Consider the following 25,097-nt stretch of genomic DNA (forward strand, 5'->3'; position numbering starts at 1 on the left):
AATAAACCATTTTAGTTATTTTTATATAGGGATAAAGCGGTAAAATAGATAATCACTTTTGCAGTAATGCAATAATAATTAACGTAAACTCACACTAGCTAGAAATCTTAGGATATGAATATGTGGCAAGGTTTAGACGAATTTTTATATGTTGTTGAGCAAGGGAGCTTTACCCATGCAGCCAAGGCGATGGAGGTCTCTACTTCACATATTAGTAGGCAAATTCAACAACTTGAAAACCGCTTAGGGTCAGTCCTTTTTCAGCGTACCACGCGAAAAATAAGCCTGACAGAGGCCGGAAAAGAATATGCGATCAAACTTAAAGCAATCCGGCAAGAGCTTATCGATGCGAATAACCAGTTACAGGGTGAGCAACGCCAACCTAAAGGGCTTATTCGTATTACAGGTGCCGGTGAATTTGTTGCCAATCAAGTTGCACCGAAAGTTGCCGAATTTGTCAAACGCTACCCAGAGGTCGAAGTCGAAATCGACTTCAATAGCCGTAATGTCAATTTAGTTGAAGAGGGCTTTGACTTAGCCGTTCGTTTTGGCCGCATGGAAGACTCCAATCTTATCGCCAGACCTCTTTGCAAGCGAATAATGACGCTTGTCGCAAGCCCTGAATACCTAGCCAACCATCCACGCTTAACGCACCCTTATGAGTTGACTGAACACAATTGCCTAATCGCGATGAGAAAACGTTGGCGTTTTAACATTGATGAACACATCAAAGAAGTCCGTATAAATGGCAATTGGCGCAGCAATCACCCTCAAGCCATTCTAAGTGCAGCTATTGCTGGCATCGGAATCGCGCATTTGGCACACGACATTGTTGAGCCCTATATTGCAAAAGGGCAACTTGTAACAGTGCTGGATGACTTTCAAGTCAGCGACAACGCCTCTTGGTTGGTGTATCCGCGCAAAGATCTCTTGCCTTACCGCGTACGTTTACTAATTGAGCACCTTACCAATGAATTCGCTGAATAAAATTCACACTTTCAGAAATAAGGCAAGCGGGTTAGAATCAATCAAATAATAATAAAAAGTCACTATTATGAACGAATTTTATCAACTCTCAGCAACCAACTTACAAGGCCAAACGGTTCACTTTTCTGATTTCGAAAATAAAGTCGTTTTAGTCGTCAATACAGCGAGCAAGTGTGGTTTTACACCACAATACGAAGGCCTGCAAAAATTGCACGAAAAATACCATGATCAAGGCCTCATTATTATTGGCTTTCCGTGTAATCAGTTTGGTAAACAAGAGCCCGGTGACGCAAAAGAAATTAAGGAAGGCTGCCTCATCAACTATGGCGTGAGTTTCTTAATGATGAGTAAGGTGGATGTCAATGGTGAACATGCTCACCCTGTCTTTAGGCACCTAAAATCAGAACTACCGGGCTTTATCACCCGTAAAATAAAGTGGAACTTTACAAAGTTTCTGATTGGTAGGCATGGTAAAGCAATTAAACGATTCGCGCCCCTCACTAAACCAGAACACATCGAGTCTGCAATTATTACAGCACTGAGCAAATAAACCTCGAACCAAAAAGCAATAAAGAGGCAATAGCCTCTTTATCTAAATTTATGCTTAGTCGTTCATGTACTCATCAAAGTCGTCTTCGCCTAAGTTTCTGCGCAAGCGTTTTTGCTCAAGATAGTCTTCCAACTTCTTCTTAACGCGTTGCTTTTTCTTGTCGTGTTGATTACGCCCGACCATTTCGTACTCGTCTTCAACAAAATCGTCATCTAGCGCATCATAACTAAATGTCTTACCCACAACCCACTCCATAAAGTGTTTGAGACCAATTCAGGAGATTAAAATTTGCTCTGTGAATTGGCAAAGATTAAAAAGCTCAGTGGTTATTTAGTATGTAAAAAACCACCAAAATAAAGCCACACCGCCATGCTAAAGTGGCGATATGTCAATATTGTGAATAAATAGCGCTAAATTTGATTTCTGAAAAGTGAGAGTTTTTTATCGTTTCGATAAAACACATTTATCCATGTGTGTTTTTTAGTTAATTTGACTAAAAAATGGCTAAAAAACCAAACAGCTTTCATTTTAAAAAACCACAAAAACAACATAACTCAATGAAAATAAACACAATAAAAACCTTGGCATTAAGTTTGATTATTTATTTTCGTCATTTCAAACAGGAAAGAAAAAAATGAAAAAGTTATTGTTAGTAAGTTCTTTATTTATCGCAACCAGCGCTATGGCTCATAACGATAATGATACGCATATTTCATTCAGTGGTGAGCAATGTGATGTTGAGTTCAAGAACGATGTTCGCATCACGCCAAACGAATTAGAAGTGTTCACTACTGATAACCGCACAATGAAAATCATTGATCAAAATAACTTATACATTGATGGCGAAAACATATCGCTGAATGCATCTCAACAACAAGCTATTGCAAATTACTCAGATAGCTTACGTAGCCAACTACCCGAAGTGGCAAACATTGCTCTAGAGGGTGTGAAAATTGCCGGTGTTGCAATTGAAGAAGTGGCAAACGCATTCAACATTAGTGGCTTTGATGACATCTCGGAATTAATGGATGAGATTAGTGTAGAAGTGCAAAATACCTTTTACCAACAAGGTGCATTCACCATGGGTCAGCAAAGTTTTGAAAAGTTTGGTCAAAATTTTGATGAACAATTCGACCAACAAATTGAGTCTGCAGTTGAATCGGCAATGATGCAATCAATGGGCAGTATTTTAGTTGCGCTAGGCTCTGAGCTTCTTGGCTCGGGTGGTGATATGGACACGTTTGAACAGCGCATGGAAAACATGGGTGAACAAATCGAAGCGCGTGTAGAAACACAAGCAGCGCAACTTGAAAAACGTGCCGACGCATTGTGTGGCAGCTTTGCCGATATTGCTCACAAAGAGCAACAGCTCGTTGCTTTAGTGCCACAACTCAAAGAATACCAACTGTTCACGTTCAAACAGAACACCCTGTAATGCATTAACATCCCTGAACCAATCTACTTGGTCTTATGGCGCAGAGCTTGCTCTGCGCTTTTTTTATTTTTTTGCAAGTACGGTTAGTTGTGACAACGTTTTGAGCGCGTCTTCCAAACGCTCTGACCAAGGCAAACCATAGCTTAATCGAAAACAGCTGCGGTATTTTTTCCCCGCCGAAAAAATAAGCCCAGGAGTAATACTAATCCCCGCATCTAATGCTAAATGGAATAGTTTAACGGCATCATATTGGCTCCCTAAGTCCACCCAAATAACACACCCTCCCTGCGGGTTACTAATACGTGCACAACTTGGCATATATTGCTGCAGGCACCAAATCATTCGCTCTTTGTTGGCACTTAGTCGCTGGCGTAATAAACGAATATTTCTGTCATATTCACCACTGGCAATAAATTCATACAAGGTCCATTGATTGATCAATGGCGCTGAGCAGCTCAAGGCTCGTTTAAAACGTCTGGCTTGTTCAGCAAACTGGCCCGCAATAATCCAACCAATCCGATAACTCGGCGCAGCCGTTTTTGAAAATGAGGCGCAGGTGATCACCAATCCTTTTTTAGAGTAAGCCTGCGCTGGTGTAGCACGTTTTGCGGTGTAATGTAGGTCACCGTATACATCATCCTCTATCAGCACAACATCACGAGCCTCAAGTAAAGCGACCAGCTGTTCACGCTTACTATCAGGCATAAAACTCCCCACGGGGTTATTCAATGAGGTAGAGAACACGCATGCTCTTATATCATGCTCATCTAGCGCCTGTTGTAAGTCATCTAACCAAATGCCTTCATCTGGGCATAGTGGGATTTCCAGCGCTTTCAATCCTAAACTTTCAATTAACTCAATGATGCCAAAGTAACAAGGTGATTCAATCGCAATCACATCACCAGGTTTTGCCACGCATTTTAGTGCAATGGCAAGCGCTTCTTGTGCCCCATTGGTGATCACCAATTCATCGCTCGCCACACCAATTCCGAAATCTAAATAACGATGAATCAATTGCTTTTTTAACGGAGCAAAGCCATCCATCGGCCCATAATTAATTACCGTAGCTCCGGCCAATGTCATCACTCGGCGCATCGTTCGTGCTAATGCTTTATCGGTGGGTGCCGCAGCAATTGGATTAGCAATACCAAACGGGACAACATTGGCTTTGTGAATTGCGCTATAAACTTGCTCTATCAGCGCTTGCTTGTTGACAGTCATTGGCTCGCGGCTTAATTTCACGCGCTTGGGTCTTGATTGATTTAACTGCGATGATTTTAAAAAGTATCCCGACTTCTCTCTCGCTTCAATCAACCCTTGCCCCTCAAGAAGCTGATAGGCCTGCTTAACGGTAGGAATACTGACATTAAGCTTTTCAGCCATTTTTCGCAATGAAGGGAGTTTTTCACCGGGTAATAACGATCCCTGTGACGATAAATCTCTTACTAACTGAGTCACTTGCTGATACAAGAACTCACTGTTACTGCGACTGATCACTTGTGACATAGCCCACCAAACTGTATAGGTTGCATTTGTAGTTTTCTGTATATGTTAAGTATACAGAATCAACTTAAAATAAACACACTTACCCTATTTAGGCAATAAAGATGAAAAGCGCCGCTCTTTACCTTGCAACTGTATTGATCTGGGGATCAACGTGGCTGGCTATTGAGTTTCAATTAGGTGATGTCGCCGTTGAAATTTCTTTGTTCTATCGTTTTGCGATTGCCGCCATTTTAATGTGGGCATTTGTGTTATTTAAAAACCTGCCGATGCGTTATTCATGGCGTGATCATGGTTTTTTTACCCTACTGGCATTATTTAACTTTGGTTTGAACTACCTAACACTGTATTGGGCACAAAACTACCTTAGTTCTGCCATGGCCTCCATTGCATTCTCAATGCTATTAGTGATGAATATTATTAATACCCGACTGTTTTTTTCGAAACCAATCGCCAAGCGAATTTACGTTGGCGCATTGTTAGGCGTTTTGGGTATCGCCAGCTTGTTTTGGCCACAAATTCAGCAGTTCGACTTGAGTAATGGTACGTTGGTCGGGTTACTACTTGCGCTGTCAGGGACCTTTGTGGCTTCATTAGGTAATATGATCAGCGTCCGCAATTCTCAGCGTGATATTGGCGTTATGCAGGGGAATGCATGGGGCATGCTTTACAGTGCTATTGGCTTAGCCGTGTATGTATTAATAAGCGACGTGCAACTGACATTCACTGCACCTGCAAGTTACTGGGTATCGCTACTTTACTTAGCCATATTTGGCACTGTCATCGCATTTGCTTGTTATTTTGCGCTGTTGAAAAATATTGGTCCCGAGCGCGCCAGTTACGTCATTGTATTATTTCCTCTGGTTGCAGTCGTACTGAGTACATTGTTTGAAGGGTTTGAGTGGCAAACCAACACATTTATAGGGTTTAGTTTAGTGCTATTTGGCAATGCCATTGTATTAACGCCCACACAACGAATTAAAGCGTTTTTTGCTACAAGAAATAATCTGCAAAATCGCTCTGTCCCCAGTTAGAAGTGATTATGTCACCTCTAACACCAAGCGCCTGCTAAAAATAGCAGGCGCTTTTTTATGGTAAATGAAAACGTAATGCTTGGTGATACATGACAACTTTTGCAGGTGTCACACCGACCAACTCGCCATCAGCCTCTATTAGTAAACCGGCAGTGTGTATTTCGGCACGAGACAAACGGCAGTATTGAAGCTCGTTTAAGTTATGATGTTTTACAAAAATGAGATGTAAAAAACTGCGTAAATTCTTCACTAAGTTACCTGCTGGCATGCGATAACACTCAAGCTCTCCATCATTCAATATGGCATGAGGCGCAATTTTTAAGCCTCCACCAAAATAATGATGGTTAGCAAATAAAGTCACTAAATTAGTGAACTCTTCATGCTTGTCGGCAAATACCCCTGATAAAGACTTTGCTTGAAAAGAAAATAACTGTTTAATGCCCTGCCATAGATAACCAAACGCAGTAAACCGCCCCACTTGATTTAATTGACTAACAACATCCGCATCAAAACCGACCCCAGCCACATTAATAAAATACCGCTGATTAATTTTCCCAACATCAATTAACTGAGTATGGCCTGAAAAGACAGCGTCTCGCCATTGTTGCGGCTTAAAAGCAAAGCCTCGCGCAAAGTCATTACCGGTCCCTGCTGGCAATAAGGCAATTGAACAATCACAACCAAACAGTGCATTAATGGCTAAATGCAGTGAACCATCGCCACCAATAACAACAGCCTGATTAACGTGCTTTGCAAGATTCGCAATTGCTTTATGGTCACTTTCAAAGTGTCCCGTGGTAAAGAAAAGTTGCGGCTCAATGTGCCGTAATGTGCATTCGTTTAATAACCATTCGACACTTTGCTTAGTATTTTTTTTGTCACTTGGCTTTATTATTATTAACATCAACTATCACTTCATCTTCTCAGTAAGAAACCCCTTTTTATTCAAATTAAATTAATCTGAATAAATACTCAATTTGAAACTTTAAAAACGCATAAAACAAAGTTTCAAAATCTAAAAACCCTTATAAACAAGGGTTTTAGAGCGAACTCCCTTAGCATAATTATTCAAAAAACAATGAGACACGTAACTTAACCCACCGTTAACAAGGCACATTCGGATAAGAAAAAGTTATCCGGTAGACTCAAATTTTATCGTTTTATTTTTGTTCACTTTGCCTGCAAAATACCCATGTTTTCAACCAAACACAATCTGGAGCAAAGTAATGAACCCAATTAACACTTTAAATCAAAATGCTGCAACTCATGTTGCCGTAAAACCAACTAACCGCAAAGCAAAAATGTTGGCAAAACTTAATCGCTACGGCAAAAAGCTAGCGCTTGGCGGTGCAGTACAATATAAGTAATCCCCAACCATGGTTACTTTTTAGGTGCAGCAAACACCCAACCACTAACGAAGCATCTTCTTTAGCTCCTCGTTTGCTGCTCCCCTCTTTTTAAAAGCACTAAAACAGCAAAAATTTAAAGCTTTTTACAAAAAACACCGTCTTTACGCTCAAAAAACAAGCAAACGAACTTTTTCCTATTTACACAACCGATTCAGCTAAGTATTATTCTCGCAACACTTTGTGGAGAGATGGCAGAGTGGTCGAATGCACCGGTCTTGAAAACCGGCAGGGGTTTGTAGCCCCTCTAGGGTTCAAATCCCTATCTCTCCACCACTTATTTTTATTTGTTGATAATTATCAGCAAGTTACAATCTGAATTATGCGTTGGAGAGGTGGCCGAGTGGCCGAAGGCGCTCCCCTGCTAAGGGAGTATAGGGTTTGTAGCTCTATCGAGGGTTCGAATCCCTCCTTCTCCACCATTTTATTATTAAAAACCGCTTTTTAGCGGTTTTTTTATGCCCAAAAACTTGCACCTTTTATTGTTAATCATGCATGCTAAGTCTCAGTTAAATTATCGGTGAGACGCCATGATCAGTTCAGCTTTGTTAACTTTAACATTACTGTTAGGCGCGAATAGCAGCCAAGCAACTGTCTATAAATGCATGATAAAGGGTGTTGCCACTTTCTCAGAGCAACCCTGTGGAAAAGACGCCACTATCATAAAAATCAACCTTCCCCCTAAACAACTCACCGATAATACAAAAAAACAGCCTGAGCTAAGCGTTGATGACTACCTACAAGTCCAAGAAATCGATCGCAAAATTCAACAACTAGAATTAGAACGTAAAAACCTAAAGCAACAACAGCGCGAACGAATAGAAAAACTTAAGTTAATGACTCAAGATGCGGCGAACAGATTAGGTGCAGATTCGATTGACGATGCAATAAGTAAACAAAGTAAGCGCATAAATTCATACTATGAAAACCAACTTACGCAATTTGCACAACAGATAAAACAATTAGAAGAGCGTAAAAAGCAACTGAAAGGCACACAAACCCCCTAATTTTCCTAAACTGGTCAGGCATGATATAACAATTGAGACGGGTTAATTAAGGGAGCGAGGGTAATGCACATACACACAATCGAAGGCTATATTCAAAATATTTACTTAGTTGAATATCCCGACAAACTAATGCTACTCGATGGGTGTTGCCGCGCTGATGTCGACACCGTATTTAACTATATTACCGAACAACTCAACCGCCCTCTGACTGATTTAAAACTGATTGTTGTGACTCATATGCACCCCGATCATGCCGGTGGCGCCCATGCCCTAAGAAAACTAAGCGGTGCAAAAATTGCGACATCTAATGCACCGGGGCAATGGTATAAGGGCCTTGATGGTATTTTAATGCACTTGACCGATATCGCTCTTGCATGGTGGGTTGCAGGTCGGCTAAACAAAGAAAGACGCAACCTTTGGTATAGCCGATATCTAGATGCCGACTATTACTTAGCAACCGACTCTACCCTACCGAATTTTGATGACTGGCAAGCACTGCATACGCCAGGTCATACCGACCGCGATATTAGCCTGTACCATATTCCCACAGAGCGAATTTACATTGCCGACTTACTCGTAAAAGTGAAAGGGCAGCTTATGCCACCCTTTCCTGTGTTTTATCCTAAACTGTATTTAAACTCTTTATTAATGCTAAAAGCCCTTAAACCTCAACGCATTATGTTTGCGCACAGTAATGAAATGCATATTGATGACATCGATTTCGAACACATTTTAGCGCTGGTACCGAAAAAGCCGATGACACACTGGCGTTCTGTAAAGGCAAAAGCGCGACAAGCACTTAATCTAAAACGCTTTTCACAGTCTTAATAAAGTCATTTATATCATTGTCGTCATTATAAACATGGGCTGAGACCCTTAGCCCTAAATGACGTTCATCAACAGCGATATTAGCCTCATGCAACGCCGCTTTAACCGCCTGTTGTTGACGACCAAAATGCATGATTGCCGTGCCGGAGCATTTATCTGCTGCACTTGGCGAACGCATATATTCACTCAGCTCAGCATGCAACGTAGCAAGCATTGCTAAGTTATGGGCGCGTACTTTATCAATGCCTAAATCGGCAAAGTAGCGAATACTATGCGCAGCTAAAATACACGGTGCGACTGATGGCGTTCCTCCCCAAAAACGCAGTGCCGTATGATGATAAGTAAAATGCTTGATATCAAACTCAAATGGATTTTGATGAGAGAACCAACCAACATCTTTTGGCTGACACAATGCAAGTTGATGACGATTGACCCACAAATAAGCAGCACCAGGGCCTCCACACAACCACTTAACACTCGAGCCAAGCATAAAATCGGGGTCAAGTGCTGTTAAATCCACCTCTAATATACCTGCCGACTGAGCGATATCTATCAGGCTTAGCGTATTGGATTGCTTTGCAATTTGAATGATTTCAGCAATCGGAGCTTGCTGGCCAGTATTTGAATACACATGACTCACAAACACTAAATCGAACGCTTGCTTAGCCAAATATGATTGCCAAACCTGAACATCGGTTAAATCCTCATCAGCGCCAATAAACACAATTTCAGCGCATGCAGGGAGCGCTTTTTGCATCGCAAATCCCATGCTAGGAAAATCACTTTCAGCCATTAATACTGTGCAGTTTGTCTGTTGCAAACGCGGATGCGACATCACTAACTTTGTTAAGCCACTCGATAAATTCACTTGTGGGCAAAATAGCTCTGCATCCGAATTAAACAGCCGCGCTAAGCTTGATGTAAATGCCTCAACGCCGTGTAACCATTGCTGCCAAGGCTCTTTATTTTCATTTTGCCAAGCGGCAAAAAAATGCTCATGAAAATACGGCTCTGCCGATTTTAAAGCGCGGCCCACAGAATGATTTAATAAATAGCTTCCTGGGGCGAGTATAAAGTCATGTTTACGCATTACTTAATCCACTGTTTTAGCTTAGTTAAATCATCGTAGCGAGTACGGATATCGTCGCGTTTTGCTGCGGCTCGGCGATCACGTAATTGCTCAAGAGAGTTAAGCAACACATGTAACGGTGGCCCACTCGCCGTGACTTTATCCATATGTTGTTGCTGCATTCTTTGTGATGGCTGTGCAATGTACTTACTCACGAGTTGATTATGATGACCGATTGCTGTGTCACCATGCAATTTACAAACTTGAATAAATAACTTTAAGTTTGTTTGCAGCCATTCACTATCTCGTTCAGTTTCTGCGGCTAAAAAGTCATCCATGATACTCGTCATCCGCATGCTTTCACGCAATATTTGCTGATCTTCTGGCATCATGTATAAAAATTTATCCACCAGCATTTGCGAATAGCTTGGCTCGTTAGCAAAACAAAGTCCAAGCAACATATCAATCACATTAATGCCTGCAAAATCACCGGCATTTGCACCACGATAAACCTCTTTCCCTACGCGATAGGGTTTGTAATAAGGGCGCACACAGTAAAAGAAACGATCAGTATCGAGTTTGTTATACAGCGCATTATTTGACTCGATGACATCCAGTAATGCATGTTTGGCTACAGCCAATAAATCGGCGGCAATTGGGTGCGAAATTCCTAATGGTTGAATTTTTAGTAACGCATCTGCCGCACGTTTGTAAGCCAAAATTCCTTTGGTGTTGTAATCAACAAAGACTTTTTCATCTTCAAGATTTGTAAAGCGCTTATAAAGACCATCAACCGCTTTATTGTGGGTGGTTAAATGAGCAGTCGCAAAGCGTGGTGTAACACCAATAGATGCGCCAATGTGCATAGCAAGTGCCGACGCATCAACCAAGGGAGAAGTGGTTTCGCGTGAGGGTTCAGTAATTTCATGGCGACGACATGCAGCCATAAATAAGCCAACATTGCCTAATAAATCAAAGGCATTATCAAAACCTTCGTCGGTATTGCCTTCTGCTAATAAGGCACGAATATGCTCATTCCCTTCCTGCTCTAACTGGTGTTTAAGGTGTTCGCCAACGCCTTCTACATTCGCTTTATCGTCTTGTTGCCAATATAGTTTTTCTAGTTCGCTATTGATCTCAACAAATCGGGTACGCAGCCAGCTATCAAATGCCTTGGTGTTCTCAGTCACAGGCTTACTCCAAAATAAATATATTGCGATAATGTTAACAGAGTTCACTGAGTGCTAATCGCTAAAATATAAGCTAGAATTTGCGATAATTAGTGAAAATCACTCAAATAGAAATGAAACTAGACAAAAAAGACCAACAATTACTCAACGTACTACAAGATAATGCACGTACATCTGTGTCTGAGCTTGCTCAATCAGTCAGCCTCTCTGACACTCCTTGCCTGCGCCGAATTAAGAAGCTTGAATCAAGTAATGTGATTAGTGGTTATCATGCTGCAATTAACCCCAAAGCGGTTGACTTAAATGTCTCTGTTTATGCGTTTGTACGCTTAAATCAAAACTCGGTTGCTGCTGCAGAGCAGTTTGAACAGCAAGTGGAAAAGCTTGAACACGTACTGGAATGCTCGGTTATTTCAGGCAGCTATGATTATTTATTAAAAATAATTGCCGCTGACTTAGAAAGCTACGAAAGTTTTGTAAAACATAAATTAGGCAGTATCAATTGTATTGCCAATATCGAATCGACGGTGGTATTAAAGCAAGCATTCACTAAACGCCATTTACCTTTAGCGTGACGCTGCGTACTTGCAATACGACAATAACGCGATAAGCTGAATACTTAAAAGGACTCTTATACAATGAAATTCATCAACTTAGTTGCCTTTATTCTCATTCTTTTTGGACTCGGCAGCCCCCCATTACAGGCACAGCAAGAAACGTGTTTAACCCAACTGGAAGATGAAAATCTCATGATGAAAAGTAAGCGGGAAGGGCTTTTCAGAGAACCTCTTCCTCGCTCACACAGCACCTTTAGTTATAACACCGAGCAAGCGTATAGTGACTACCTTACAGCTGCTTACCTTGAAATTAGCAGCGAAAATCCCCGCGCAACACTGCCTTGCCCAGTCTATACCGACACCTATAAGCAACTCGTTGCGCAAGGATCACGCCCTGCAAATGCAACAGTAGCAGATTTAATCAGCCCTTTTGAGTTAACACAAAAACAGAGCCGTAAGGCAGTGCTATTAATCCATGGCTTAACCGACTCACCTTTTACCTACCATGATTTAGCTCAAGTGTATTATCAACAAGGTTATACGGTACGTACCCTGTTATTACCAGGGCACGGTACAGCACCAGGAGCACTCAAAGAGATTAATGCCGACGACTGGTACAAGGCGAGCACTTACGCTATTGAGCGCACGTTAAAAGATTTTGATCAGGTCATTTTAGGGGGGTATTCAACAGGTGCAGCAATGATCATTGATTATTTAACCCAAGGTCCCGTTGATAAACACATTATCGGCGCGATGCTGTTTTCACCCGCGACTGAGCCCCATAATAAAAATGGCTGGCTAGCCAAGTGGGTTGACGCGATACCCTTTATAAACTGGATAGATAAAGATGCCGATCTCGATTTTGCAAAATATGAGTCCTTTCCATTTAATGCCGCATCAGCCAGTTATGAAGCCATGAAGCGCATCAGCTTAGATAAACTAAAACACCGTTCACTACCTGATGTTGCTTTTTTTAGCACCTTTAGCGATGTTGATACCACGATTGATAATCAAGTAACGTTTAAATTATTAGCTAAGCTACACAATCCCAAAACTCATAAAAACAGCCAACTTAATCGCCTTGTTTATTACGGTGATGATAAAAATATACCCAATAGTTTTCCAGCCGATTACCTGATAATTAGCGATGACTGCGACACCGAAGACTGTAAAAATATTCAAGGCATGTCACATATTGGTATCGTTAATAAACCAAGCAATCCACACTATGGCCGCACTGCCCGCTATCGAAATTGTGGCAGTTATTTAGATGACGATACCCTATACAAAGCCTGTAAATATCAGCCTGAAATTGTTATTGGTGAGCGCACAGCAGAGAATTTAGCTAAGTATAAGCCATTTGCAAGACTCACCTTCAATCCATATTTCGATAAGCTCAGCTTACATATCACAGACTTTATTAAAGACGTTGAAAGGGCCTCTGAACAATGAGCCAATTTAGTCACCGTTGGTTTAATCAAATAACGGATATTGATACGACAATTTGGCAGCGTTTTTTTCATGATACCCCCTTTACCGATCATGCTTTTTTAGCTGCGCTTGAGCACAGTGGCTGCGTGAGTAAAAACACAGGTTGGCAACCAATGCACCTGGCAATTTACCAGCAAAAACATATCGTTGCTCTACTACCTGGGTATATAAAGTATCACTCTTACGGTGAATATGTGTTTGACTGGGCATGGGCAGAGGCGTATCAACAACATGGTTTAGATTACTACCCCAAATGGTTATCTGCCGTGCCTTTTACCCCCATTGAAGGTCAAAGACTGAGCATTAACCACCCCAATCCAGACAGTGTTTATAATTATTTAACGCATGTATTAACGAATACTGCGCACGATAGGCAATGGTCGGGCTGGCATATCAACTTTTGCCACCAGCAACAGGCTGAATCACTAAAAAGCGATGCTGTTATGCTACGTCAAGGCGTCCAGTTTCAATGGTTTAATCAAGCATACTCTCACTTTGATGATTTTTTAGACTCACTGACAGCACGCAAGCGAAAGTCGATAAAAAAAGAGCGTGCCAAAATCACTCAACAACACATAACCATCGAGTGGCGAGAAGGTAACACTATAAGCGCTCAGGACATGCAGCTCTTTAGCCACTTTTATAGCCAAACTTATATTAAACGCTCAGGTCACACAGGTTATTTAAATAATGCGTTTTTTCAACGACTACGAGATACAATGCCCACACAGTTAGTATTAATGCTTGCTAAACAGGCTGATGAAGTTATCGCTGCGACTTTAAGCTTTAAAGATAAACAGTGTCTGTATGGTCGCTACTGGGGCGCAAATGATGAAATCGACAGTCTGCATTTTGAGCTGTGTTATTACCAAGGGATTGAATACTGCATTGCCAATAAGCTAAAACAGTTTCACTCTGGAGCACAAGGTGAGCATAAGATAAGCCGAGGGTTTCAGCCTGTTTACACTTACTCAGTACACCATATTCAACAGCCTGATTTTGCTGCGGCTATCAACGATTTTATCGCCAGAGAGCGCCAACACATGGCACTCTATAAAGCACAGTGCGATACCCTACTGCCGTTTAAACAGCAGTAATTGGTTGTTAGCTGGCATTTGTACATCTTCAACAAACGTTAAGCCTGCCTGCTCTGCAAGTTGGCAAATAGCTTCAAAATCACGTATTGCACTGTTTGCATCTTGTTGCTTTAAAAAGGTATCAAATTCAGCGTTACTGGCACTTGTATAATTGCCTTGGTATTTAAATGGCCCATAAATACATAACTTTCCTTGGTGGGCTAAATGCTTTTCAACCCCTTGAAAGAAACGCTCAACCAGCGGCCAGCTAATAATATGCAGTGTATTGGCGGTATAGATTGCGTTCACGCTATCAACAGGCCAAGCATGCTGTAAATCTAGTGACAAAGGGGCATGCAAGTTAGCTAACGATGCTTCCTGATGCCATTGTAAAATACCTAAGTGATTCACCTCACGATCGCTGCATAGCCACTGCAAATGCGTTAAATGCTTGGCAAAGTGCACACTATGTTGCCCTGTACCTGAGCCAATTTCGAGTACATTTTCTACATCGGCAAAAAAGTCTTTTAATACGTGAAGAATGGGTGATTTGTTATTTTCACAGGCTTGAGAGAATGGTTTTTCCATACCAGTTTTTGCACCATGTTTGGTAATTAATGCACAACAGTAAAGCAAAAATCCACAATAATGTCGCGCTCTATTGCATTAAAAATAATTTAAATTCATTTAATTCAAAGGATTATATTTTATAACCATGATTGGTATAGCTTATGCAAATTCAGTAATGAGTAAACCAATAGGAGCAATATAATGTATATCTCACCTTACACTGCTGTCGATGCAGCCATTGCCGCGAGCGAGCGTGCAGAAAGCGAAAAAGCCGCCTTAACAAGTTGTGATGACAGAGCAACCGTGATTGACCTTCTTTCTCAATGCAATAAAGAAAATGTACAGGCGCCGAAAAAACATGAAACAGACCAGATTTTTATTCTTGGTTATAATTAGACCTCTGCAGTTAATCTATTCAGTCTTAACACCGTTATATAAGACTTGCACTAAAACCGATTAGCTGTAATGATAATGGTTATCATTACAGCTAATCGGTTTTCTTATGTACTCTCACAATGCTATGCTCAATTATCAGCGGCAAATGAAATGTGTTTGTCAAAGACCGGGGCTTCATGCTCCAGCGTTGGTTGCGGGCTATATTGAAGCGGGATTAAACATCGCACGCTATTACGAAAAACATCAAAGCTTTATTTTACAAGAATTGTATTTAAGGCGTACGTTTCATGAACTACTTGAGAAAATGTGCGATTCTTTAGTTCACAATGCTATTCGTAAGCAATGTTTAGCTCAACTCTACAAACCGCAGCTCGCGTTAAAGCGTTACTACAAAACTCATAACTGTATTGAAAAATATTTTTGCTTAGAGCGAGAAGCCTGCTTTCTAAGTCAAGAGTTTAACCCTATTTAGGAGTGTTTATGAGCAAATTTAGAACCGAATCAGATAGTATGGGTGAGCTACACGTTCCCGTAAATGCCTTGTATCAAGCTCAAACTCAACGTGCTATCAACAACTTTAAAATTAGCGGCTTGACCATGCCGAAGCAATTTATTACTGCCCTTGCCTACATTAAGCAAGCAGCGGCGCAGAGTAATGCAGCGCTAGGACATTTGAGCCAAGTAAAAGCGAATGCGATTGAACAAGCCTGCCAAGCCATCATTGATGGTAAGCACTTTTCGCAGTTTCCTGTCGATGTATTCCAAACCGGCTCCGGCACCAGCTCGAACATGAATGCTAACGAGGTTATTGCCACACTGGCAACGACCCTTGCTAATGAGCCAGTACACCCGAATGATGACGTCAACATGGGGCAAAGTTCTAATGATGTGATCCCCACGGCAATTGCCGTCAGCAGCGCAATTAATATTATTTACGAGTTATTTCCTAAACTAGACAAGCTGAGCCAACGCTTACAGAGTAAACAAGCTGAAGTGGGTCATATTATTAAAACGGGGCGTACTCACCTAATGGATGCAATGCCCGTCAGTTTTGCGCAAACACTCTCAGCATGGCAATGCCAAATCGATAACGCAATGACAGGCATACGCCAATCACTTGAGCGTGTTTGCGAGCTGGCTCAAGGAGGCACCGCGGTTGGCACTGGTATCAATGCAGACCCTGCATTTTCTGCTACTTTTTGCCAACACCTAAGCGAAAACGTAGGTATCCGTTTCAGTCCAAGTAAAAACTTTTTTTACAACATTGGCTCACAAGATGCCATTGTTTCATTATCTGGACAGCTCAAGGTCTTAGCTGTGGCGCAAATGAAAATAGCCAATGACTTACGCTGGATGAACTCAGGTCCGCTTGCTGGTCTAGGTGAAATTGAATTAGAAGCTTTACAGCCCGGTTCATCGATCATGCCTGGTAAAGTGAATCCTGTGATCCCAGAAGCTGCCGCCATGGTCAGTGCGCAAGTCATTGGTAACGATGCCACTATTACAGTAGCAGGTCAGGCAGGTAATTTTGAGCTTAACGTGATGTTACCCGTGATTGCATTAAACATACTGCAAAGCATTGAGCTGTTGGCAAATAGTACTGAGGCACTTGCCGATAAAGCCATTGCCAGTTTCAGTGTTAATCAAGACAATGTTGATAAAGCATTAGCTAAAAACCCTATTTTAGTCACCGCACTTAATCCGGTGATCGGCTATACGAAAGCCGCTAAAATTGCCAAACTGGCCTATCAAGAAGGTCGCCCTATTATTGATGTTGCCGCTGAGCATACTGACATTTCACGCGAAGAATTGAATACATTGCTCAACCCTGCAAAGCTTACAAAAGGTGGCTTATAGCAATTAAACCTGTACACAATGTAGCTCTGTAATGACAGAGCTACTTACTGAAAGACAACGTTTTTATTGCCCCTCTGAGTGCAAAGTGTATGATAGTGAGTACTTATTCAACGATTTATAGGTCCATTATGCGCTTTTCACTTTTAGCTGTATTATTTCCCGCGCTACTTACCGCGTGCTCTGATGCAGCAACAACCAAACAAACCGAATTACAAGCAACAACCAGTAAACTTGAAAATGCACCTCAAGCAGTTGAAATCAGCAAGTCGGCACCCGAAAAAACAACAATTACTGCTGCCCATCAACAGCTCAAACAACTTATTCAAGACCCAAGCTGCGATAACAGTAGCCAGTGTAAAGTACTTCCTGTTGGTAGCCGTGCATGCGGTGGCCCAAGCAGCTATGTTGTGTATTCAACTAAAACAGCCAATAGCAGTGAAGTTGAGAAAATAGCCCAAAAAATCACGAGCCTTGAAAGCCAATACAATGCTGCCAATGACGTTATGAGTATTTGTCAGCATCTAACGGCACCAGGCACACAGTGTTCTGCAAATACTTGTGTTAAAATCGATGGCTCAGCGGCAAGTGTATACTAAGGAATAAGCAATAATGGTTCGTTCATCGACTTTCAATAAACTTTTCATCACCACAACGATGTTGGCAGCGCTTGCATTAACAGGCTGTGAGAGCACCTCTGTTGGCGGCTCTACAGGTGTTGATTTAAGTGATTTAAATGAACAACTGGACGAGATCGTAAGTAACAATAGTTGCAGTGCAAGCTTCCAGTGTAAGGTGTTAGAAGTAGGTGAGCGCGCATGTGGTGGCCCAAGCCGCTATGTGGTTTATTCAACGCTAAACACCCCACAAGAGCAAGCCGAGCAGCTGGCTGAGCAGATCACTTCATTAGAAAAAGATTCAGAACAACCGTTAAGTGTTAACGACTGCTCGCCAGTTTTGCCTGTACAATCTTTGTGTATTTCAGAGCAATGCCAAGCAATCGAAATTAAGTAAATAATGTCATAAGGCCGGATACAATCACCACACTGATGATACACACTCCGGCCTTATAGATGTAGTGCACATGCATCGTGTTGTGCACCCAGTAAGCATAAATGTAACGCACAAAGTAACTTGCGGCGGTGCCAAATAATGCAAAAATAACTAAATACGCAATTAAAATAATATCCACAACACGCCACTTCTTTAAAACATCTCCCCCTCAGTGTAAGGGCTTAATGTCACAAAGGCAAAACTACACCCCTTATTTACGTTGGCTGTGGGCAATCAATAGCTCTGCAACTCGCTGCTTTACCGCACGTTTATCATCTGCATCAACACCAAAACGCGCAGCTAACAGAGCAATTTCCTCGTCATTTAAATTAAACGATAAGCGTTGTCTGGTTTTTTTAGACTTAACGTCGAGCTCAAGAATTTTCCGAATCATATCTGATGGGGTCAGTTCTTGATCAATTGCTTGCTTTTTAATTGATTTTTGTACTTCACTGCTTAGATCAAACGCCATTTGCGTGGCACGAACCGCTTGCTCCTGACGCTGCCATTTTGCTTTTGCATCACTCACTTGGCATCCCCAGGAAATAAATCAACAATATCACTAATCGGGCGTGTTAACGTGAGTGATACCTCGGTTTCACCACCTTCCCAAATTTCTATGTTCAAGCCATAACTCTCGTCATCCGAGCTTAAACAAATCATTTCGCATGGTTCACCGCCTTCATCTTCGTAGCGAGGTAATGGTTTATTGCGATAATCTTTATTATGGAAATAACATACATAAGGCGCTTCAGTTTGCTTGTAGCTCTTAGCTAAAAAGTGGCTAAAACGTTCAGGGGTGTTTTGCACGCTAATTGTGGTTAACTCATCTTCATCGAAGATACGTGCAAACTCATCAAGCGTAAATATTTCATCTACATCATCGCGTTGAATTTTAATCGCGAAGTTTGCCCATTGCTCACCATCATCAGATTCAATTTGCAAGAACACCACTTGGCCCGATTCACTCTCAAGAACGAGCTCATACTCAGCACTGCGTTGGTACTGATACGTTTGTACATCAATAACACGTAATGTCTGCCCCTTTAACCAGTTTGGATAAGCAAACGAATCAATCACGCTCAGCATATCACCTACTTGTAATTGGCTAGGTTCAGTTAATTGGCGCTCTGGGGCTTTTTTAGATTTGAAAAAGTTAAACATTGGCTGACTCCTTGTTGAAGCAAAAAAGGTAACCCTGTGCATGGGTTACCTTTTGTCTTTCCGCTAATAAAATTAGCTGTTTTGCTTAGCTTTAATGCGCGCCAAAATGTCTGCACTTTTAGGGTTAGTATCACCAATACCCGCTTCAGCCATTTTCGCTTTTAAATCATCGCCATTCGTATCCGCTTCTAACTGCTTAGCTGCGCCAAGCTGATCTTGACGGTCTTGTTGGCGCTGTTTAATGCGCTCTAATGACTCACGCGCAGATGTCATTGATGAGCTGTTTGTATTCAGTGTGCTGTTTACTGCCATCGTTGCTTGTTGCACGCTTTCAGTTGTCTTAACCATCGTTAATTGACGTTGGTTCTCTTTAATCGACTTTTCAGCTTCTTTTACTTGCTGTTTTAGTGTCACAATATGATTACTAAAACCAGCTAACACGCCTTCATGCTCTGCTTTTTCTGTTTCAAAGTCACCGATTTTCTCAGCAATCTCAAGCGCTAATGCTTCATTGCCTTTTTCAAGCGCTTGGCCTGCATAGGCTTCATGTTCAGCAATAGAGGCATCTAACGCACTAATTTTGCGCTTTGTTTGCATCTCTTTTGCCATCACTTCTGTTAGGCTTTTTTTAGCACGTTGTAACGCGTTTTGTGCATCAGCAATTTCTTGTTCGAAGATACGGATACCGTTTGCATCAACAATCGCTTGCCCTGCTTCACGAGCGCCACCACGTACAGCTGTAAATAGTTTCTTTAAAATACTCATAATCTTAACTCCGGAAATTGCTAATTAATCGTTTAAATAAATCGTCACGGCTTCAAGTGCATCAATCGCATTATCAGCGAGTGTTACCAGCTCATGGGTAATATCATCAAACGATGAATTAACCGACAGTGCACCAAAAATAGCGTACTTATCATCAATCTTTGCAAATGCGCTTAATGGAATAGGCACGTTCAAACGTAATAAGGTTTCGTTTAACTCATCACGCATATCTGCTTTTACTTCGTCCTCTGCAAACAAGTAGCTAATACACAGTAGCTGCTCCTCGGTTTGCGTAACAAAGATAGGTAACTCATCATTCCCATCGACGATAACTTGCAATACATCTTGTTCGCCTGGGTTGGCAATCAAGAAAGACTCAAAGCTCACACCTTCTGTTTCAAAAGAAGCCAGTTTGATTGATAGTTCATTTAATTCCATGTCTCACCTTTTTACGTTTTGACATATTATGTCTGAGTTAAGATTTGCATAGCCGACATATTATGTCAACTATAAAATATCAATTTTTGTACAATTCGGTTTCAACTTGCCACGCTTGACGATAATAATCATACAGAGTTCCAGAACCTAATCTATTGACTTCAATTGTATTTACTTGTTCAAAATAATGATTCGGAAAAACAAAAGATGCCAATAAATACTCTTTACTTACCCAGCGAGAAGGTACTGGTAATTTGTCTGTTTCGCGAATTCGGCTACTCGCAGGCTTGCCTGTGGTGGTAGCAATAGTCCATCCCCATTGGCCAAATGAAGGGATATTTTGCTGGTATTGCTCTACGTAATTAAAACCGGCAGCCCTGACTGTTTTGGCAATGCTTAAGAACGCCTTTTTGGCGTGATAAGGAGACGTTGACTGCACTGCCATTGCACCATCTGGGGCTAATAACTGACGAACATGATTATAGAAATAATCACTGTACAATTTGTTTAAGTCAGGATGATTAGGGTCTGGTAAGTCAATTAAAATGGTGTCGAAACGCTCTCCTTTCGCAAGCATAGCTTCAACTTCCAAAAAGGCATCTGCAATACGGATTTGTGCTCGAGGATCGCTCATCGAGTGATTATTCAGCTCAATTAAGCGTTTTCTGATAGTCTCTGGCGCATCATAGTCGCCCACATCATTACCAAATAAGTTTAACAGCTGACCATCTAAGTCAACCAAGGTGACATGCTTTACTGGCCACTTTAAAACATCGCGAAGCGCCAACCCATCACCGCCGCCTATAATTAACACACGGTCATGGCGATTTGAAGCTAGCATCGCAGGATACACCAGCATCGAATGATAAATTTGCTCATCAACGCTTGAAAATTGCAAACGACCATTGAGGTATAAATCTGTGATCGCAGTTGGCTGATTGCGACTCAAACGCTCGGTTAACACCAAGTGCTGATACTTAGTTGCTTGCGAGTAGATGACTTTATCTTTATATAAAACGTTACTAAGATTTTTCATCCAGCTCGTACCAAGCACTAACACAAAAGCGAAAAATACTAATAGCAACACGTGACACATTAATAACACCTTCGCAAAACGCACGTGTTGATGGTAACGCCATAAAAAGATCAGCCCGGCAATAATATTAAACAATGCCGTCCAAGCAGCAGCCTGCATGATTGGCATTGCCAGCATAATACTCACCCAAATTGCAGCACCGACCCCAGCGCCAATATAATCAGCACCGTAAATCGTACCCGCGTTATTCTCTAAAAAACGGCCATAAACTTGCTGACGAATACGTGCTATTAACGGGATTTCCATACCGATTAAAAGCCCAAGCAACAGACCAAACACATAAGGTAAAAAACGCGACCACTCTTGTAGCTTTTCAAATACATAGCCATCCAGTACGGTATCTGCTGGTAAGTTAAAGATGCTAGAGAAGAGATGAGGCAATGAATAACTAACAGCTATCACACTGGCAATTGCTAAAATACACCCCATACCGACTAAGGCAATGATACTTTCAAGCCATGCAAATGCAGTAAATGCGTCTTTAAACCAACGCGCTAAAAATGCCCCGATCCCCATTGCCACGATCATTGTGCCTATCATGGCATAAATGGCGCTCTCAACAGAGCCAAGAACGCGCCCTGCATAATGCGATAGTAGATATTCATAAATTAGGCCGCACCCAGCGAGTACGGCCATCACAGTAATTAATAAAAAATCATGCCCAAGTAGAGAGGCTCTACTTGGCGAAGCCGCTGTATGTGACACTTAATTAAGCACCTAACAACGTGGCCATGGTAGAGCCTATAGCAAATGATACCGCAGCAGAAATTGCCGCTACACCGACATTCTTCTGGCGATTAACTTCATCAGAAATATCACACCCTGCTAAAATGATTTTAATCGTTAGTAAGTGCAATAAAATAAAGGCTACGATACTTAGCGCGGCACTCAACGCCCAATACCCTAAGCTTGCTCCAATATTATCAGCAGCGTACGGGGCTATGCCTGATGCTGCTGTAAGCGCTAATGCACTGCCCACTAAGAAGCCTGCATAACGAATTCCCACTGCTAAATTACCGTCAATCACCGCTTGCTGTAAGCAATCACCACTGCGATTTGTACGTTTGAACAGCTGAACTCGGTATTGGCTCACCAACAACATGGCGATACTGCCAATCACAAATGCGGCTATTACTATCGGAAGACCATGCCACCCCTCAGTAGCAACCCAAAATAAAGCTGAACGAATAACAATGGCAACACTAACAACGTGTCCAAAATCAATAAGTGCAGCTGTTGCATTACCTTTGACGATTTCGTCATGCAAACTCACTTTACGCAGCGCCACTTTATCTTGGAAGAAATGACCAAGCTTAATGAGCGCAATCGCCATTACACCATAGCCCAGCATTTGTAGTGCTTCTTGTTGTAAACTGACTGCAAATGCACCACTGCTCACACCGCTAAGTACAATGGCTAACGCAACAAGCCCTGCTGCAAAACTAATACCAAACGCAAAATTGTCACGTTCCGTAATCTCATCATTGGCATGTAGATTAGATACCCAGCCTTTAATAAACTTTAAGCTTACAAATAAGGCGATAATGATTGCAAAGTCGATTGCTAAAGCTTGCAATGACCACGTTGTTATTCCATTAAATTCATACATGTGTTGTAACTCCGATGGTTATTCTTTTCACTACTTACCGCGGCTAATGCCACGTGATGTTCTGCTCGAGCTGTTGCGTAATGACCCGGAGCTTTTACTGTAACTACTACTAGAAGCGTAGCTACTACGTGTGCGTGGCGGCGTATAGCTGCTACGGCTTAACCCTGATGCACCGCTTCGCTTGGTTGCATACGGGCTAGTGAATTGTTTACCTTGACGTTGATAAGACTGGCGTGTTCGTGTCTCAACAGTTTGTTGTGCCTTAATTTGTTTAGGGCTCGAATAACGATAACGGCCATAGTCATTGTAATAGCTGTATTTTCTGTTGCGGCTCCAACGACCATATTCAACACGATCAAACACATCACCGAGCATGCGATACATACCATACCAAACCCAAAAGCTAGTGCCGCTACTATTGGTTTGCCATTGGCCGTAATTAGGGTTGCCAACAAGCTGATTTCCTACGCTTTCACCTTCTGCAGCCTCACTAATTGCCCCAACACGCGCAAGCGCACCGTTTGACATATCGGCGAGCATATTTATTGGGTCAGTTAAAGCGTCTTGGAATAAAGACGGTTTTGCGGCGTCACGAATTAAATCAAGTTGATGAAGGGTGTCTTCATAAGGCGGAATTAAGCTCGTTGCTTTGACATCCGCTAAACGCTGTTTAAGCCCACTGTAAATAGCACCTTCTCGGGTTGCATCAAGGCTAATAACACGCGCAATTTCAGAAAGTTGTGGTTGCTGCTCCGTGAGGACCTTTGCATACTGTTTAAGTAAAGTCGCATTACGAAGAGAGCCATTATCAAGCGCAGTACCCAACTGATTTAACTCTACTTCAGCTTTTTCTATGGATTGTTGTATTGTTTGTTTCAGCTGCTCTTCCTTCGACTCACAGCCCATAAGCAAGCTTACCAAACAAAACAGGCTAATAAGTTTCCAAGCTTTTATTTGAGACATTCATGTCACCTGATTGTGGTTAAAAACCCAATTAGTTTTACATAGCTCAGGTACTAAACCAAGATGAAAATTGCAACAAAGGGTAAATAGGGTGGTAATTCGTCAGGCAGCTTGCCAAGTGAAGACTCAATATTAATAGATGAGAATGAATGCTTGATAAAGTAGGCCTATTTTAAAGATTTGAGCCCACGACTCCATTCACTTTTGATTTGTACATCGTGATTAAACATCTGATTATAAAGCGTAGGAACGGCTTTAGCCGTGAATGTCAGGGGTGTTGTATGAAGGGCATATCAGACACTTTCGGCACTAAAGTACCTCCTACGTCTCTTCATCTTGCGCTGATGCGTCTTTTATCTCTGTATGCAATCTCAGTATGATACTGGACGATTTAGCCCTGAACGCAAAAAACCCGCTGCATTGCTGCAACGGGTTTCTCTAATTAGGAGCCATGGTGCGCTACGCAGTAGGATGTCCTACTTTCACATGGTCAATGCCACACGATGCTTACAAAGATATAGGTCGTAGGGGTCTTGGTTGGGTATTTTATTTTTCTACAGGCAACAAAAAACCCGCTGCATTGCTGCAACGGGTTTCTTTAATTAGGAGCCTGGCGATGTCCTACTTTCACATGGCAAATGCCACACTATCATCGGCGCTGTTTCGTTTCACTACTGAGTTCGGCATGGAATCAGGTGGGTCCAAAACGCTATTGTCACCAAGCATATTCTGGTCGTTAATCGCATTCGCAATTAACTAAAATCTGGAAATCTGATAATCGTAAAATCTACTTTAGTATACTAACTTCTGTCTGTTACGCTGTCATAAAACGCGTTTGGCGTTGTATGGTTAAGCCTCACGGGTAATTAGTACAGGTTAGCTTAATGGCTCACACCACTTCCACATCCTGCCTATCAACGTTGTAGTCTTCAACGGCCCTTCAGAGACTTTAAAAGTCTAGTGAGAACTCATCTCGAGGCCTGCTTCGCGCTTAGATGCTTTCAGCGCTTATCAGTTCCGAACGTAGCTACCGGGCAATGCCATTGGCATGACAAC

At 41.9% G+C, this 25,097-nt stretch carries 29 protein-coding genes, 2 tRNA genes and 2 rRNA genes; 17 read left to right on the forward strand and 16 right to left on the reverse strand.

Annotated features, from left to right (window positions below; genetic code table 11):
* Positions 1–120 precede the first annotated feature (120 nt).
* Both LPA49_RS17050 and LPA49_RS17055 read left to right on the forward strand, forming a co-directional pair.
* Positions 121–987, forward strand: a complete 867-nt coding sequence (locus LPA49_RS17050; RefSeq protein ID WP_051501983.1) for a LysR family transcriptional regulator — start codon at positions 121–123, stop codon at positions 985–987.
* Positions 988–1,054: 67 nt separating this feature from the next.
* A complete protein-coding gene (locus tag LPA49_RS17055) occupies positions 1,055–1,537 on the forward strand; it encodes a glutathione peroxidase (RefSeq protein WP_180311277.1) in 483 nt (160 codons plus the stop codon).
* Positions 1,538–1,591: 54 nt separating this feature from the next.
* Here the strand turns inward: LPA49_RS17055 and LPA49_RS17060 are convergent, their stop codons facing one another.
* Positions 1,592–1,780, reverse strand: coding sequence for a PA3496 family putative envelope integrity protein (locus LPA49_RS17060; protein ID WP_036974357.1), 189 nt, complete (start codon positions 1,778–1,780; stop codon positions 1,592–1,594).
* A 391-nt stretch (positions 1,781–2,171) separates the two neighbouring features.
* Between LPA49_RS17060 and LPA49_RS17065 the strand changes: the two genes are divergently transcribed.
* A complete protein-coding gene (locus tag LPA49_RS17065) occupies positions 2,172–2,972 on the forward strand; it encodes a YggN family protein (protein ID WP_180311276.1) in 801 nt (266 codons plus the stop codon).
* Between the two features lie 63 nt (positions 2,973–3,035).
* On the opposite strand, the gene LPA49_RS17070 is transcribed toward LPA49_RS17065, so the two are convergent.
* The gene (locus LPA49_RS17070; RefSeq protein WP_180311612.1) at positions 3,036–4,469 is read right to left on the reverse strand and encodes a PLP-dependent aminotransferase family protein; all 1,434 of its coding nucleotides are present in this window, start codon (positions 4,467–4,469) and stop codon (positions 3,036–3,038) included.
* A 110-nt stretch (positions 4,470–4,579) separates the two neighbouring features.
* Between LPA49_RS17070 and LPA49_RS17075 the strand changes: the two genes are divergently transcribed.
* A complete protein-coding gene (locus tag LPA49_RS17075; RefSeq protein WP_180311275.1) occupies positions 4,580–5,509 on the forward strand; it encodes a DMT family transporter in 930 nt (309 codons plus the stop codon).
* Positions 5,510–5,564: 55 nt separating this feature from the next.
* Here the strand turns inward: LPA49_RS17075 and LPA49_RS17080 are convergent, their stop codons facing one another.
* Positions 5,565–6,413 (reverse strand): diacylglycerol kinase family protein, encoded by an 849-nt coding sequence (locus tag LPA49_RS17080; RefSeq protein ID WP_036974456.1) that lies wholly within the window; start codon positions 6,411–6,413, stop codon positions 5,565–5,567.
* Positions 6,414–6,735: 322 nt separating this feature from the next.
* Here LPA49_RS17080 and LPA49_RS17085 point away from each other — a divergent pair, with 322 nt between their 5' ends.
* The 5 genes from LPA49_RS17085 (at position 6,736) to LPA49_RS17105 (ending at position 8,750) form a co-directional block, all read left to right on the forward strand.
* On the forward strand, positions 6,736–6,876 hold the full coding sequence (locus LPA49_RS17085; protein ID WP_162898013.1) for a hypothetical protein: 141 nt from the start codon (positions 6,736–6,738) through the stop codon (positions 6,874–6,876).
* A gap of 224 nt (positions 6,877–7,100) precedes the next feature.
* Positions 7,101–7,191: transfer RNA gene (locus LPA49_RS17090), tRNA-Ser, on the forward strand.
* 53 nt (positions 7,192–7,244) lie between these two features.
* Positions 7,245–7,337: transfer RNA gene (locus LPA49_RS17095), tRNA-Ser, on the forward strand.
* 108 nt (positions 7,338–7,445) lie between these two features.
* Positions 7,446–7,922 (forward strand): DUF4124 domain-containing protein, encoded by a 477-nt coding sequence (locus tag LPA49_RS17100; RefSeq protein ID WP_075594403.1) that lies wholly within the window; start codon positions 7,446–7,448, stop codon positions 7,920–7,922.
* A gap of 63 nt (positions 7,923–7,985) precedes the next feature.
* Positions 7,986–8,750, forward strand: a complete 765-nt coding sequence (locus LPA49_RS17105) for an MBL fold metallo-hydrolase (RefSeq protein ID WP_075594404.1) — start codon at positions 7,986–7,988, stop codon at positions 8,748–8,750.
* Here the strand turns inward: LPA49_RS17105 and LPA49_RS17110 are convergent.
* Complete coding sequence (locus LPA49_RS17110; protein ID WP_180311274.1) at positions 8,722–9,840, reverse strand: aminotransferase class V-fold PLP-dependent enzyme; 1,119 nt, start codon at positions 9,838–9,840, stop codon at positions 8,722–8,724. The two genes, LPA49_RS17105 and LPA49_RS17110, sit on opposite strands and share 29 nt — an antisense overlap.
* Complete coding sequence (locus LPA49_RS17115; RefSeq protein ID WP_180311273.1) at positions 9,840–11,009, reverse strand: monodechloroaminopyrrolnitrin synthase PrnB family protein; 1,170 nt, start codon at positions 11,007–11,009, stop codon at positions 9,840–9,842. The genes LPA49_RS17110 and LPA49_RS17115 overlap by 1 nt, the downstream gene beginning before the upstream one ends.
* Before the next feature lie 113 nt (positions 11,010–11,122).
* On the opposite strand from LPA49_RS17115, the gene LPA49_RS17120 reads away from it, so the two are divergent.
* The 3 genes from LPA49_RS17120 to LPA49_RS17130 all read left to right on the forward strand — a co-directional run bounded on the left by LPA49_RS17120 (position 11,123) and on the right by LPA49_RS17130 (position 14,154).
* Complete coding sequence (locus LPA49_RS17120; protein WP_180311611.1) at positions 11,123–11,584, forward strand: Lrp/AsnC family transcriptional regulator; 462 nt, start codon at positions 11,123–11,125, stop codon at positions 11,582–11,584.
* A 63-nt stretch (positions 11,585–11,647) separates the two neighbouring features.
* On the forward strand, positions 11,648–13,018 hold the full coding sequence (locus LPA49_RS17125; protein WP_180311272.1) for a carboxylesterase: 1,371 nt from the start codon (positions 11,648–11,650) through the stop codon (positions 13,016–13,018).
* A complete protein-coding gene (locus LPA49_RS17130) occupies positions 13,015–14,154 on the forward strand; it encodes a GNAT family N-acetyltransferase (RefSeq protein ID WP_180311271.1) in 1,140 nt (379 codons plus the stop codon). The genes LPA49_RS17125 and LPA49_RS17130 overlap by 4 nt, the downstream gene beginning before the upstream one ends.
* Here the strand turns inward: LPA49_RS17130 and LPA49_RS17135 are convergent.
* Positions 14,131–14,721, reverse strand: coding sequence for a DUF938 domain-containing protein (locus LPA49_RS17135; protein ID WP_065978864.1), 591 nt, complete (start codon positions 14,719–14,721; stop codon positions 14,131–14,133). The genes LPA49_RS17130 and LPA49_RS17135 overlap by 24 nt on opposite strands.
* A 183-nt stretch (positions 14,722–14,904) precedes the next feature.
* Between LPA49_RS17135 and LPA49_RS17140 the strand changes: the two genes are divergently transcribed.
* From LPA49_RS17140 to LPA49_RS17160, 5 genes are all read left to right on the forward strand, one after another.
* A complete protein-coding gene (locus tag LPA49_RS17140; RefSeq protein WP_036974335.1) occupies positions 14,905–15,099 on the forward strand; it encodes a hypothetical protein in 195 nt (64 codons plus the stop codon).
* 145 nt (positions 15,100–15,244) lie between these two features.
* On the forward strand, positions 15,245–15,571 hold the full coding sequence (locus tag LPA49_RS17145; protein WP_180311270.1) for a hypothetical protein: 327 nt from the start codon (positions 15,245–15,247) through the stop codon (positions 15,569–15,571).
* 8 nt (positions 15,572–15,579) lie between these two features.
* Positions 15,580–16,956 carry a lyase family protein gene (locus tag LPA49_RS17150; protein WP_180311269.1) on the forward strand — a complete coding sequence of 459 codons (1,377 nt, stop codon included), beginning with the start codon at positions 15,580–15,582 and terminating at the stop codon, positions 16,954–16,956.
* Between the two features lie 128 nt (positions 16,957–17,084).
* Positions 17,085–17,552, forward strand: coding sequence for a hypothetical protein (locus LPA49_RS17155; protein ID WP_036974330.1), 468 nt, complete (start codon positions 17,085–17,087; stop codon positions 17,550–17,552).
* A gap of 13 nt (positions 17,553–17,565) precedes the next feature.
* Positions 17,566–17,967 (forward strand): hypothetical protein, encoded by a 402-nt coding sequence (locus LPA49_RS17160; RefSeq protein ID WP_036974328.1) that lies wholly within the window; start codon positions 17,566–17,568, stop codon positions 17,965–17,967.
* On the opposite strand, the gene LPA49_RS17165 is transcribed toward LPA49_RS17160, so the two are convergent.
* From LPA49_RS17165 to LPA49_RS17210, 10 genes are all read right to left on the reverse strand, one after another.
* On the reverse strand, positions 17,960–18,145 hold the full coding sequence (locus LPA49_RS17165; RefSeq protein WP_036974327.1) for a hypothetical protein: 186 nt from the start codon (positions 18,143–18,145) through the stop codon (positions 17,960–17,962). The two genes, LPA49_RS17160 and LPA49_RS17165, sit on opposite strands and share 8 nt — an antisense overlap.
* Positions 18,146–18,217: 72 nt before the next feature.
* On the reverse strand, positions 18,218–18,535 hold the full coding sequence (locus tag LPA49_RS17170; RefSeq protein ID WP_036974326.1) for a hypothetical protein: 318 nt from the start codon (positions 18,533–18,535) through the stop codon (positions 18,218–18,220).
* Entirely contained in the window at positions 18,532–19,170 is a 639-nt protein-coding gene (locus LPA49_RS17175; RefSeq protein ID WP_036974324.1) for a hypothetical protein, read from the reverse strand. Before LPA49_RS17175 ends, LPA49_RS17170 begins: the two co-directional genes overlap by 4 nt.
* Positions 19,171–19,242: 72 nt before the next feature.
* Entirely contained in the window at positions 19,243–19,935 is a 693-nt protein-coding gene (locus LPA49_RS17180) for a PspA/IM30 family protein (RefSeq protein WP_036974322.1), read from the reverse strand.
* 24 nt (positions 19,936–19,959) lie between these two features.
* A complete protein-coding gene (locus tag LPA49_RS17185; protein WP_036974320.1) occupies positions 19,960–20,373 on the reverse strand; it encodes a YjfI family protein in 414 nt (137 codons plus the stop codon).
* Positions 20,374–20,452: 79 nt separating this feature from the next.
* On the reverse strand, positions 20,453–22,174 hold the full coding sequence (locus LPA49_RS17190; RefSeq protein WP_036974318.1) for a polyamine aminopropyltransferase: 1,722 nt from the start codon (positions 22,172–22,174) through the stop codon (positions 20,453–20,455).
* A 4-nt stretch (positions 22,175–22,178) separates the two neighbouring features.
* Complete coding sequence (locus LPA49_RS17195) at positions 22,179–23,078, reverse strand: DUF350 domain-containing protein (RefSeq protein ID WP_075594411.1); 900 nt, start codon at positions 23,076–23,078, stop codon at positions 22,179–22,181.
* Positions 23,079–23,108: 30 nt separating this feature from the next.
* The gene (locus tag LPA49_RS17200) at positions 23,109–24,041 is read right to left on the reverse strand and encodes a hypothetical protein (protein WP_036974313.1); all 933 of its coding nucleotides are present in this window, start codon (positions 24,039–24,041) and stop codon (positions 23,109–23,111) included.
* 608 nt (positions 24,042–24,649) lie between these two features.
* Positions 24,650–24,764 (reverse strand): 5S ribosomal RNA (gene rrf / locus LPA49_RS17205).
* A 122-nt stretch (positions 24,765–24,886) separates the two neighbouring features.
* A 23S ribosomal RNA gene (locus tag LPA49_RS17210) occupies positions 24,887–25,097 on the reverse strand; the annotation flags it as partial.

The organism is Pseudoalteromonas sp. MB41 (assembly GCF_020966275.1).
Classification (GTDB): domain Bacteria; phylum Pseudomonadota; class Gammaproteobacteria; order Enterobacterales; family Alteromonadaceae; genus Pseudoalteromonas; species Pseudoalteromonas lipolytica.

What these genes read in the sequence shown, in the direction of transcription:
- LPA49_RS17050 (WP_051501983.1), top strand. Translation starts at nt 121, where the DNA reads ATGTGGCAAGGTTTAGACGAATTTTTATATGTTGTTGAGCAAGGGAGC.
- LPA49_RS17055 (WP_180311277.1), top strand. Translation starts at nt 1,055, where the DNA reads ATGAACGAATTTTATCAACTCTCAGCAACCAACTTACAAGGCCAAACG.
- LPA49_RS17065 (WP_180311276.1), top strand. Translation starts at nt 2,172, where the DNA reads ATGAAAAAGTTATTGTTAGTAAGTTCTTTATTTATCGCAACCAGCGCT.
- LPA49_RS17075 (WP_180311275.1), top strand. Translation starts at nt 4,580, where the DNA reads ATGAAAAGCGCCGCTCTTTACCTTGCAACTGTATTGATCTGGGGATCA.
- LPA49_RS17080 (WP_036974456.1), bottom strand. Translation starts at nt 6,413, where the DNA reads ATGTTAATAATAATAAAGCCAAGTGACAAAAAAAATACTAAGCAAAGT.
- LPA49_RS17085 (WP_162898013.1), top strand. Translation starts at nt 6,736, where the DNA reads ATGAACCCAATTAACACTTTAAATCAAAATGCTGCAACTCATGTTGCC.
- LPA49_RS17100 (WP_075594403.1), top strand. Translation starts at nt 7,446, where the DNA reads ATGATCAGTTCAGCTTTGTTAACTTTAACATTACTGTTAGGCGCGAAT.
- LPA49_RS17105 (WP_075594404.1), top strand. Translation starts at nt 7,986, where the DNA reads ATGCACATACACACAATCGAAGGCTATATTCAAAATATTTACTTAGTT.
- LPA49_RS17110 (WP_180311274.1), bottom strand. Translation starts at nt 9,840, where the DNA reads ATGCGTAAACATGACTTTATACTCGCCCCAGGAAGCTATTTATTAAAT.
- LPA49_RS17120 (WP_180311611.1), top strand. Translation starts at nt 11,123, where the DNA reads ATGAAACTAGACAAAAAAGACCAACAATTACTCAACGTACTACAAGAT.
- LPA49_RS17125 (WP_180311272.1), top strand. Translation starts at nt 11,648, where the DNA reads ATGAAATTCATCAACTTAGTTGCCTTTATTCTCATTCTTTTTGGACTC.
- LPA49_RS17130 (WP_180311271.1), top strand. Translation starts at nt 13,015, where the DNA reads ATGAGCCAATTTAGTCACCGTTGGTTTAATCAAATAACGGATATTGAT.
- LPA49_RS17135 (WP_065978864.1), bottom strand. Translation starts at nt 14,721, where the DNA reads ATGGAAAAACCATTCTCTCAAGCCTGTGAAAATAACAAATCACCCATT.
- LPA49_RS17140 (WP_036974335.1), top strand. Translation starts at nt 14,905, where the DNA reads ATGTATATCTCACCTTACACTGCTGTCGATGCAGCCATTGCCGCGAGC.
- LPA49_RS17145 (WP_180311270.1), top strand. Translation starts at nt 15,245, where the DNA reads ATGAAATGTGTTTGTCAAAGACCGGGGCTTCATGCTCCAGCGTTGGTT.
- LPA49_RS17150 (WP_180311269.1), top strand. Translation starts at nt 15,580, where the DNA reads ATGAGCAAATTTAGAACCGAATCAGATAGTATGGGTGAGCTACACGTT.
- LPA49_RS17155 (WP_036974330.1), top strand. Translation starts at nt 17,085, where the DNA reads ATGCGCTTTTCACTTTTAGCTGTATTATTTCCCGCGCTACTTACCGCG.
- LPA49_RS17160 (WP_036974328.1), top strand. Translation starts at nt 17,566, where the DNA reads ATGGTTCGTTCATCGACTTTCAATAAACTTTTCATCACCACAACGATG.
- LPA49_RS17175 (WP_036974324.1), bottom strand. Translation starts at nt 19,170, where the DNA reads ATGTTTAACTTTTTCAAATCTAAAAAAGCCCCAGAGCGCCAATTAACT.
- LPA49_RS17180 (WP_036974322.1), bottom strand. Translation starts at nt 19,935, where the DNA reads ATGAGTATTTTAAAGAAACTATTTACAGCTGTACGTGGTGGCGCTCGT.
- LPA49_RS17185 (WP_036974320.1), bottom strand. Translation starts at nt 20,373, where the DNA reads ATGGAATTAAATGAACTATCAATCAAACTGGCTTCTTTTGAAACAGAA.
- LPA49_RS17195 (WP_075594411.1), bottom strand. Translation starts at nt 23,078, where the DNA reads ATGTATGAATTTAATGGAATAACAACGTGGTCATTGCAAGCTTTAGCA.
- LPA49_RS17200 (WP_036974313.1), bottom strand. Translation starts at nt 24,041, where the DNA reads ATGTCTCAAATAAAAGCTTGGAAACTTATTAGCCTGTTTTGTTTGGTA.